The following is a 9,040-nucleotide window of genomic DNA, read 5'->3' as shown; positions in this document are numbered from 1 at the left end:
CCGCAGAAGCTCCCCCAGCAGGGCATAGGCGTCCCCCTCCCCCAGCCAGAGCACCATGTCCACCGCCTCCTTTTTTCCTAGGATACCACAAAACGGGGCCATTTGGTAGGGGCGGAGCGATGTAGGCAGAAGGGGAATGGCCCCGCAGGGCAAGAGAAGCCGCCCTGGGGCGTCGCCCTCTACGGACTTCCAGGGGCGGCGAACGAGTGTGTGCCTGTGCCGGAAACGTAGGGGCGGGTGCCCACACCCGCCCGTATTCGACAAGGCCGCGCACACCACCCGGCGCGAAGGGGCGGGCGGCCACAAGGGCCGCCCCTACGGGCAGGCTTACCCTCCTCCGGCATTGTAGGGGCGGGGTTTATCCCCGCCCGCAATCGGCAGAGCCGCGCACACCACCCGGCGCGAAGGGGCGGGCGGCCACAAGGGCCGCCCCTACGGGCAGGCTTACCCCCCTCCGGCATTGTAGGGGCGGGGTTTATCCCCGCCCGCTAGGGCCGCTCAAAGGTACCCAGAAACAGCGGTACGCCCCGCTCCAAATCTACCACGGCGTAGCAGAAGGGCCGGTCGAGCACCAGCTCCCGGTAGTCTGTGGGCGCGGCCGCGTCCTCTACCTCCACCACAGTGGCCGCGGCAGCCTCGGTGCCCTTCTCGTTGACCTCGATGCGGGCCTTGTGGACGACAGAACTGACGTACAGCGGCCCGTCCGGCGCGGTGCCTAGGGCGGAGAAGTCGGCCCGGCCGGGATCGAAGGCGGTCTCCAGCCCCATGGCGGCCAGGGCGTCGGACAGTTCTCCGCCCCACTCCGCCTCGAACTTGGGCAGCCGGAGAAGCACCCGTTCCTCCTCTGCGGCCGCCAGCAGGGCGGGCAGGGTATCCCCGTCCAGCGTCTCCAGCCAGGCGTCCAGCTCCCCGTCGGGGAGCACGGCCAGGAAGCCCAGCCGCCCGTCGTCATAGGGGAGCACCACCCCGGCGGCCCCCTCCGCGGCGAAGTATTGCTCGGCGCGCAGGCCGTTGCAGAGGAAGTCCGTCTCGGTCTCACTCCCGTCTGCGGCGGTGAAGTCCCCGGGGCGGGTGTCCAGCGGATCAAATTCGCTGGCCCAGGCGTTTTTCAGGTAGAGGGCGTTGACCAGCAGCAGGACGGTCTCGGGGGCGGGCGTCTCGGCCAGCACCTCCGGGATCAGCCCGCGGGTGACCTCCCCCACCCAGTTATTCACCGCCCGGCGGGCCCCGTCGGTGTCCAGATCGGCCTGATAGAGCTGTGCCCCATAGAACGCCGTACACCGGGAGAGGAATAATTGGTTGGCCTCCAGCCGCCCGTCCAGCCACAGGCTGTCGGCGATGGAGCACTCCGTGGAGCCCCCCAGGGCGGCGTAATCAGCCAGCAGAGAGGCGGCGTTGGCATTGAGGGCCTCCACGTCCGCCCCCAGCAGAGCCTCGAACTCCGCCAGGGTGTCCTCCGCAGCTCCGTTGGCCGTCATGGACAGGGCCAGGGCCACAGACAGCGGGGAGAGCAGGGTGTTCTCCCCCGGTTCGCGGGCCGCCCGCAGCAGCTCCGCCCCCAGGGTGCCGATGGCGGCGTCCGCCGCCGGGTCGGCCGCCGGGGGCGCGGGGTCGCCCGCCTCGAACTGCCGGGACAGGTCGGTCACCCCCGCCGGGGCGGCGCACCCGGCCAGCAGGGCCGGCACAAGGCACAGGGCCAGCAGCTTTCGTTTCTTCATGGAACACCCTCCTTTTATAATATGGTTTGCTTTTTAGACGGGTTCTGGGGTAAAATGTTCCGGGGTCTTAAACGCTTTGTAATTCGTAGTGAAAATAAAGCTAGTGATTGCAATGCTTACAGGATTTTTTGTAGCTAGTATGTAGCTAGTGCGTAACTTTCGGTGTAAATATGTGCAAATAGCAAACAGATGAAAAAGTTCAAAAATAGAGGGCGGAGGCTATTGCCCCCGCCCCTTGTTTAGCCCCTCACGATGTACTCGTAATAGCGGGCCAGCTTGTCCTCCGGCGCGTCCTTGTCACAGAGGAACGATTTTGCCATGTCGGCGTAAAAATCAATCTTATCGCCGACACCGTGCTTCTTGGCTACTTTAACGTAGTCACTATAGACCATGTTGAGGGCCGCCCAGAACTGGATGGGGTCGCACTCAATCCCACGCTGGGCCATGACCTGTTTGGCCTGCTCCAGCGTCCAGTGAGCGCCACGGGTGCCATCCTCGTTGTCCATATGCTTAGACCATTCATCGGCCATCTCCTTGGTGAAAGGAATATAGCTGGAAGATGCCCCATAACCTGTCATATGTTCTCCACCTTTTCTGTATGCCATCTCGTCCATGCGGTAGTCATGGTCAAACTCTCTCGGAGTCCTCATTTCACCTTCGCCAGAGATAGCGAATCCGATTTTGTTCATGGGACGATTCATCTCCCGTCGCTCTGTGTATGCGCTCCCATCCTCCCGATAGACCGGGGGGACGTAGGGGTAGCCGTAGTGAGACCGGGGACCGTACATCCGATCATCCCAGTATCGGCTCTCTACCCACATACCGCCATCGTTCCGTGGGGCAAAACGCCCATCAGAGTAACGGCGATAGCCCCGATCCTCCGGCTCCATCATCTCAGAGCGCGGTGCATAACGGCCATTGTCGTAATGCTCCCGGCCACGGCGGTCACGAAACTTATCATCGACATCGTAGTTGTCGTAGCTCCGTCCGTCGTTGTAGCGGCGATTGTTGCCACTGGACATGAGCATCATCCGAGTAGATCGTTTCATTTTGACCCCTCCTTACGCCGTAGGGGCGGGTGCAGCACCGCCGTCAATACTGGCAAGATTGTTACTGGGAGAGCAGCAGGGCTGCCCCAACATGCGGAACGAGCCGCCGGTGGGGGTAGTCACCACACAGACGGAGTAGCGGGTGCGAGTACGGATGCCGCAGGCAGTCACCTGCGCGCAGTTACGCTTGGTAAGGGGATATAGCTCTGTCCCCGTACCAATAGTAATGTACACAGGTGCATTGATGGTAGTTGTGGCCGGGATGGACTGGGCTACCACAATACAATACTTCCCGCCGTTGTTGTAGGCACCGGCAGGCAGATTGATTTCAAGGTTGCCGCCGGTAAAGGTGACCGCCTGGCTTAGCACCAGGTTGTCGCACAGGCGGCAAACAGGCTTACAAGACATAAAATACCTCCAAGAATCAGGGGCGGCAGACACTTAGCCCGCCGCCCCGAAATAGTCACGGCAAAGCCGGAAGACCAACTTACGAGGATTCCTCGTAAGTTTAGCAGCCACAACCGCAGCCGTTGTTGTAGGTCCCGCAATAGGGATAGGGGGCGGGCACCTGGTAAGCGGGCACGGGCATTGGATTGATGCGCCGAATCAGTTCAGAGGTCTGAGCGTCCAGAGTGGCGGTCAGATAGCTGTTCTGGTTGGCCTGAGAGGCAGCCAGCTTCAGGGACTGGTTTTCCGCCTGAAGGGAATCAATCTTGCTCTGAGTCAGGAAATCCAGAATGGCGCGGGTGTTGGAATTGTTGTTCTCCAGAATATCGCGGGTGCTGCCCTGGATGGTATTCTGGATGGCGCAGGTGTTGGTAGCCATGTTGTAATTCACGCCGTCGATGGCGCGCTGTGTCTGGCAGCAGCAGTCCTGTGCCTGAGCGGCCATGTTGCACATCTGAGACTGGACACCGTTGAAGCCCTGAAGCAGCGCCACATTGGTGTTGTTGAAGCCGCTGGTGATGCTGTTGTTCAGGGCATAGGTGCTGTCACAGATGCCCTGCTGGATAGCAGAGATGCCGCGCTCCACACCATTGAAGGCAATGGCCTCATTGACATCGGCGCGAGTAGCCAATCCCTGGAGGCCGGGATCGGTGCTGGCACCGCCACCGCCGAAACCACCGAAGCCGCCGCGGCCCCAGCCAAAAATCATAGCGAAGATGATGATAGCCCACCAGCCATCGCCACCCCAAAAGCCGCCATTGTTACAGTTGCCGCCGTTGGAGTCGGAGCCAAGAGCATAGCCAGTCGCAAAATCGTTATCCATTGTATATACTCCTTTGTCAGTTATTACATCGGGGCCGTACGCTCCCCGGATGTTTCCAAAGAGCGGTTTTTATCAAGACCCGAAAACTGATAAAGAGTGCTCTATTTTATTTCATGGGTATACCTAGTTGTCGTGCAATTTCCTCAACGGAGGTTCCCCTCTGTTTTGCCATGTTTTCCGCAGTCTGGCGAAGCTGCTGCGGGTTTTTCCCTTGAATGAGCCGCATAGCTTGAGCTGCCTGCGGATTCTGTCCAGCCATCTGCTGGAGCATTTGCATGGGATTCCCGCCGTTCCGCGCCATCTGGAGCATGGCCGTCATGGGATTATTCATCGGAGGCATCATTCTTTTTCCCTGCCTTTCCACCAGAAGCGGGCTTTTTCAGCCGTTCTATCTCGTCCTTCAAATTGTTGATGGTGTCCTTCATGTCCATAAATTCATCCAGCGGTGCGAAAGCCGGGGCCGGATTCTCTATCTGCTGGTCTCTTGCCTCCTGTTGGCCGTGAAACTCAAACACATCAGCAGCTCCGGTATTGGTATTGAAGCGTTTCATATAGACCACATTATGAGCGAGGTCGGGGAAAAACATTGGAGCACCCATGAAGTCAACCGGGACCCCCAGCGCTTCTTCTCTAGAGGCCACAGGACGGCAAAAAAAGGCAGGCTGTGTGTTTACATTCCCCTGTGCCTGAATGGCCTGTGACGGTTGCTGAGCAGGCTGCTGGGGCTGATATACTTGTGGAGCCGGAGCAAACGGGGTAACAGGATTGTAGGCCCCATAAGCCGGGTAGGTGTAATTAGGAAACGCCATACTGACGCGCCTCCTTCCCCGCCTCCAATGCGGTTACGTAATCCTCTAGGCCCTCGTCATCTCCCTGTGCCATGTACCACATCGCTGTTTCGGCGGCGCAATCGCGGGACATGCCAGCGGCCACCATCCTCTCGATTAGAGTCATATCCAACACGTCCTTATCCATAAAAATAAGGAGTCCGTGAGGAGGGCGGCGACGTGTACCAACCCTGTATCCTCACGTCCTCCTATTGATATTGTCGCATAAAAAAACTTCCGCCGGGGGACATTCCAGCGGAAGTTTGGGGGCGTTATGTACCTTTTTGGAGGAATCCCAGCTTGTTTGCCGTGAACTCCACCTTTTCAAAGATGAAGGGCAGGTGCCGGTGGAGCGTTTTCCGGTCTATCCCGCAGCAATCGGCCGTGTCAACCTGCGCTTTCCGTTCCAGCAGATAGAGCTCCGCAATCTGCGTGTCGTCTCTCCCCAGATTGGCCTCGTGGATGGAGCGCTTCATTTCTGAGGTAGTCAACTCCTCTAATCTTCCAGGAAATCGAATCAGCGCTTTTGACACGTCCTGCACCTCATTCTTCCGGCGGCTCTGTGGGCAGTTGTTTCAGGGCCTCCACCAGTTTTGCCGCCATCCCATTCCCGCCCAATGCCTTGTAGGCGTTGTACATGTCCAGCACGTTCTCCATACCGTAGATCGGGATATAGCGATGTTCCGAGTAGTGGTTGTACTCGGCAATGATTTCGCGTCTTAGCAGAGCCTGTACCCCATTCATAAGGGCATCGCTCTTCTGATTGTCCGCTTTGATGCGTTTCCGCTCCCGCGCGGCGACGGCCTCGATAATCGCCACCAAGACCACAGCCGCGCCGGAAATCAGTGGGCCTACCCACTCCATGGGCATCAGCCCTCCTTAGTCAACTGCTTATAGACCTGATTGATACCAGTGGCCGCGAGGCCGCTCACAATCCCAACGGCAGCGGCAGTAAGATAATCGCTGGCCGGGAACTCGGGCATAATAAACATGCCGAGGATGCCCAGCGCCGCGCCAAACGCACCGCAGATGATGGGAATCCACTTGTTGTCCAGGCCGGTGGCCTTGACGACCTGACCGGCCAAGAAGCAGATCACAGTGATAACCGCTACTCCAGTGATACCCAAAGAAGAAATGTCCATAATATGTACCTCCATCAAATCAGATTCAGCCTGTCCAGCACGACGGCCAGCTCCTGTCTGGTTACAGAGTCTTCGGGTCGGGTACCGTCCAGGATACCGGCCTCTTTCGCGGCCTGCCACGCTTCGTCGCGCTCCTGTTCCCAATCGCTCACAGGTTCATCCCTCTTCCAGTTCACGTTAAGATAAGTGCAGATGCCCTTTGCGGTGGCCTCGGCCAGCTTGTCCCGGTACTTGCTATCCTTGAGATACTCCGTGTCCGTCTTATTGGTATGAAAGCCGTACTCAATGAGTGCGGCGGGGGCGTCCGTCTTGGCGAGCACGGTATACATCTTGTGCTTGATAGGCTCGCTTCGGAGGCTTACGCCCGCCGCGTGGAACGCGTTGACTAGGTCGGAGGCCAGCACATTGCGGGAGGCCGTCATGGGCCCGGCGCTGGTGTAGATCTCCAGGCCGGACGCGCTCGACCAGCCGCCCTCCCCGGCCGCGTTGGTGTGGATACTCACAAAGCAGTCCGACTTTGCTTTGTTGCTGATGGCGGCCCGCTCCGTCAGGCTGGGGTAGTTGTCCGCCGTCTTGGTGAGCACCACGCCCACCCCCTGGGCCTTCAACAGCACCTTGACGCGTTGTGCCATATTCCAGGTAAACTCCCACTCCTTGTAGGTGCCATCCGGGGAGCCGTTGACGTTGCCCGGACCGTGTCCGGGGTCAAGGCATACAGTGTGCTTGCTCATAGGCTTGTCCTCCTGTTCCGGCGGTGCTTGGCCCGCCTGCTTGAGATACACGCAAATCCAGTTGTGCACCTTGCGGCTGGCGGTGATGCGCTCTCCGCCAAAGTCGCACTGGCTGGAGCCGCCCCCATCCAGCATAACGGCGGAGGCCCAGCCCAGCCCGGCCAGCTCGTCCCGCAACTCCTCCGGCGTGGTCACGTCTCCGGTTCCATCGCCAGAGCAATAGAGGGCCAGACTGCCACCGCGCAGGCCGATAGCGCTCCTCCCCCTCTTGCCTCCCTGGGCCGGGCCATAGGAGGGCTTATCCACCGGCTTACCGGAGGAAATGAGGGCGGTCACAGCGATAAAGTTGGCCGCTCCCTCGTACTCGGAGGTCATGCGGATGTCCGGGCCCTTGTCCCAGGCGTAGCCCATTGTCCTCCATGGTGTGCCGGAGCGCATTACCCCACCCACCTTGAGCAGCGGGCAGGCCGAGCCATCTGGGTTCCACATGCCGCCATTCAACACATAGTGGGCACCAGTCTCTGACTTGACCTGGGAAAGTGTCTTGCGGCAGTTGGTGACTCTCAGCTCAATCCGCTCCACGGACGAGAGCGGGATGTATGTAATGAGCTTACTCATTTGATTCACATCCTTTTATCCAGCGATCCCGCTGTTGATTACTGTTCCGGGGCCAGTAGCCCGGCCAGCTCCTGGTACTCCTCCGGGGTGAGCCGGTCGGCGGCGAGATAGACATCCATCTTGTCCTGGAGGCCGTCGGTTCGGTTCTTCTGGATGAGCAGCTTGCAAAGGTTGTATACGGTTGTCATTGTGTCTCCTTTCTCAGATGGTGGTAGTCAGCTCCAGCATACACAGCCGCGCCTCGTGCTCGGCCAGCACGTCCAGCGTTACGTCCTCCGCCCTGGGCCCAGGCTCTGCTATCGCGGCCCGGTCGGCCTCAATCTCTTCCTCGGTGCGCTCTACTGCCTTGCCATCCTCCAGCTTGTACCGGGGGATGCCGTCCTCGGTGTAGATGGGCTGGGGGAAGTAGTTACCCTGGGCGTGGTGGTATTTGTCTCCGTAACCTCGTTCAATCTCCGTCCCCCAGTCCCCGATAACAAAGGCGGAGGAATTGACGGCGGTAATACGGCCTTGCTTATCCGTTTGGACATATACGATGTAGGGGGGATGAATTGTCAAATTGGGTGTACTCATCGAATATTACTCCTCATTTCTATCTACTTGACCAAATAGGGCAGACTCTGGCCTGCCAGTCACTACCCTGGCCTTTGTAGTGCTAAAGTTCGGCGGAGAGCGTGACCGGACCGCCCTGGATATCGTTCGAATGTAAAAACACAATAGAATTGGTACTCACAGCGTCCTGTAGCGTTATATTAACACGCACAGCAGTCGCACCAACACCCAGAGGAGCAACCGAAGCGACCAACCCATTATTGCCCCCGCCGTAAAATGAGACAGCGCCGGAAACGGTTGGTATAGCACGCATCTGTACCGGCGTCCAAATCACCCCCTGTCCATATTTGTCGGAGTCCAGATGTACAATCCCGATAAACCGCTGCTCTTCAGAGCGAAACTGCACAAAGTATCTCTGGCACTTTGCCAGCTCCCCGGCATAATCCGGCGTCTCAAAGAGCTTCCAATTACTCTCCTCGTCCTGGTAAGCGAGGGTTTGGGTGGAGCCAAGCTCCAGCTTAGATGCTTGCAGGAGTACGCTGTTGCCTGCCGAGACGATAACGCTACAAAAAAACCTGTCCGCCGTATTGTCATAATTAAACTGGACAAATCCAAACGGTTTGATAATGTTTATGATATTTGTCCACGCACTCGGTTTTTCTTCCGGGGCAGACGTGGACATCGATAGCAGGTCTCCATCAACCAGTCCAGAGAGGCAAACTGTTTCTCCCAATAGACGGTCATTTGGAATGCCCAAAAATTGCATAAATTCCAGATTCCCTGTTGTAGCAGTTAAAGTGATTCCATCGCTGCCCAGGGTTGCAGTGCCTTCCCCACTCAGCTTCCATCTGTCTATGAATCCCCCTGAACCGGCATGGCTCGTCTCCACCCTCTGGTTAATGGGGAACTGCCCGCCGCCCTGCTGGGAGCCGCCGCCCACGAAGTACCAATTGTCCAGGATGTTTCGGCGTGGCGACGTGCCCCCTCCTGCCGCTTTGTCCAGCAGCGCGTCGATCTCCTCACCGCTGTATTTGCTGGTGTAGTATTCGGTCGGTTCTTCTGCCGCTTCTCTGGCTAATAATTTCCGCTCAAGTGCCGCTACACGCTCCTCCAGAGTCAGTTCCATTTTCTCA

At 58.5% G+C, this 9,040-nt stretch carries 13 protein-coding genes; all 13 read right to left on the bottom strand.

What is annotated here, in order from left to right:
* Positions 1 to 488: 488 nt before the first annotated feature.
* Positions 489 to 1,718: a serpin family protein gene (locus ACESY8_RS15635; RefSeq protein WP_498794852.1), complete on the bottom strand. Its 1,230-nt coding sequence runs from the start codon at positions 1,716 to 1,718 to the stop codon at positions 489 to 491.
* Positions 1,719 to 1,957: 239 nt separating this feature from the next.
* Positions 1,958 to 2,332 (bottom strand): DUF7841 family protein, encoded by a 375-nt coding sequence (locus tag ACESY8_RS15630; protein WP_498794853.1) that lies wholly within the window; start codon positions 2,330 to 2,332, stop codon positions 1,958 to 1,960.
* Between the two features lie 447 nt (positions 2,333 to 2,779).
* Positions 2,780 to 3,175, bottom strand: coding sequence for a hypothetical protein (locus tag ACESY8_RS15625; RefSeq protein ID WP_204682682.1), 396 nt, complete (start codon positions 3,173 to 3,175; stop codon positions 2,780 to 2,782).
* A gap of 100 nt (positions 3,176 to 3,275) precedes the next feature.
* Positions 3,276 to 4,037, bottom strand: a complete 762-nt coding sequence (locus ACESY8_RS15620) for a hypothetical protein (RefSeq protein ID WP_204682683.1) — start codon at positions 4,035 to 4,037, stop codon at positions 3,276 to 3,278.
* 106 nt (positions 4,038 to 4,143) lie between these two features.
* A complete protein-coding gene (locus ACESY8_RS15615) occupies positions 4,144 to 4,368 on the bottom strand; it encodes a hypothetical protein (RefSeq protein ID WP_196058704.1) in 225 nt (74 codons plus the stop codon).
* On the bottom strand, positions 4,361 to 4,846 hold the full coding sequence (locus ACESY8_RS15610; protein WP_204682722.1) for a hypothetical protein: 486 nt from the start codon (positions 4,844 to 4,846) through the stop codon (positions 4,361 to 4,363). The genes ACESY8_RS15615 and ACESY8_RS15610 overlap by 8 nt, the downstream gene beginning before the upstream one ends.
* 290 nt (positions 4,847 to 5,136) lie before the next feature.
* Positions 5,137 to 5,340, bottom strand: a complete 204-nt coding sequence (locus ACESY8_RS15605; protein ID WP_498794851.1) for a hypothetical protein — start codon at positions 5,338 to 5,340, stop codon at positions 5,137 to 5,139.
* 67 nt (positions 5,341 to 5,407) lie between these two features.
* Positions 5,408 to 5,728, bottom strand: coding sequence for a hypothetical protein (locus ACESY8_RS15600; RefSeq protein WP_283618723.1), 321 nt, complete (start codon positions 5,726 to 5,728; stop codon positions 5,408 to 5,410).
* A 5-nt stretch (positions 5,729 to 5,733) separates the two neighbouring features.
* Entirely contained in the window at positions 5,734 to 6,006 is a 273-nt protein-coding gene (locus ACESY8_RS15595; RefSeq protein ID WP_498794850.1) for a phage holin family protein, read from the bottom strand.
* Positions 6,007 to 6,020: 14 nt separating this feature from the next.
* Entirely contained in the window at positions 6,021 to 7,355 is a 1,335-nt protein-coding gene (locus tag ACESY8_RS15590; RefSeq protein WP_498794849.1) for an N-acetylmuramoyl-L-alanine amidase, read from the bottom strand.
* A gap of 38 nt (positions 7,356 to 7,393) precedes the next feature.
* Positions 7,394 to 7,543 carry a hypothetical protein gene (locus tag ACESY8_RS15585; protein WP_196058878.1) on the bottom strand — a complete coding sequence of 50 codons (150 nt, stop codon included), beginning with the start codon at positions 7,541 to 7,543 and terminating at the stop codon, positions 7,394 to 7,396.
* Between the two features lie 13 nt (positions 7,544 to 7,556).
* A complete protein-coding gene (locus ACESY8_RS15580) occupies positions 7,557 to 7,928 on the bottom strand; it encodes a hypothetical protein (protein ID WP_498794848.1) in 372 nt (123 codons plus the stop codon).
* Between the two features lie 82 nt (positions 7,929 to 8,010).
* Complete coding sequence (locus ACESY8_RS15575) at positions 8,011 to 9,033, bottom strand: hypothetical protein (protein WP_498794847.1); 1,023 nt, start codon at positions 9,031 to 9,033, stop codon at positions 8,011 to 8,013.
* Between the last annotated feature and the right edge of the window lie 7 nt (positions 9,034 to 9,040).

This window comes from Clostridium sp. ATCC BAA-442, from assembly GCF_964239415.1.
In the GTDB taxonomy this organism is placed as follows: Bacteria; Bacillota; Clostridia; order Oscillospirales; family Oscillospiraceae; genus Flavonifractor; species Flavonifractor plautii.
Note: the sequence above shows the minus strand (reverse complement) of the source record. Positions and strands in the feature narration are given on the sequence as shown.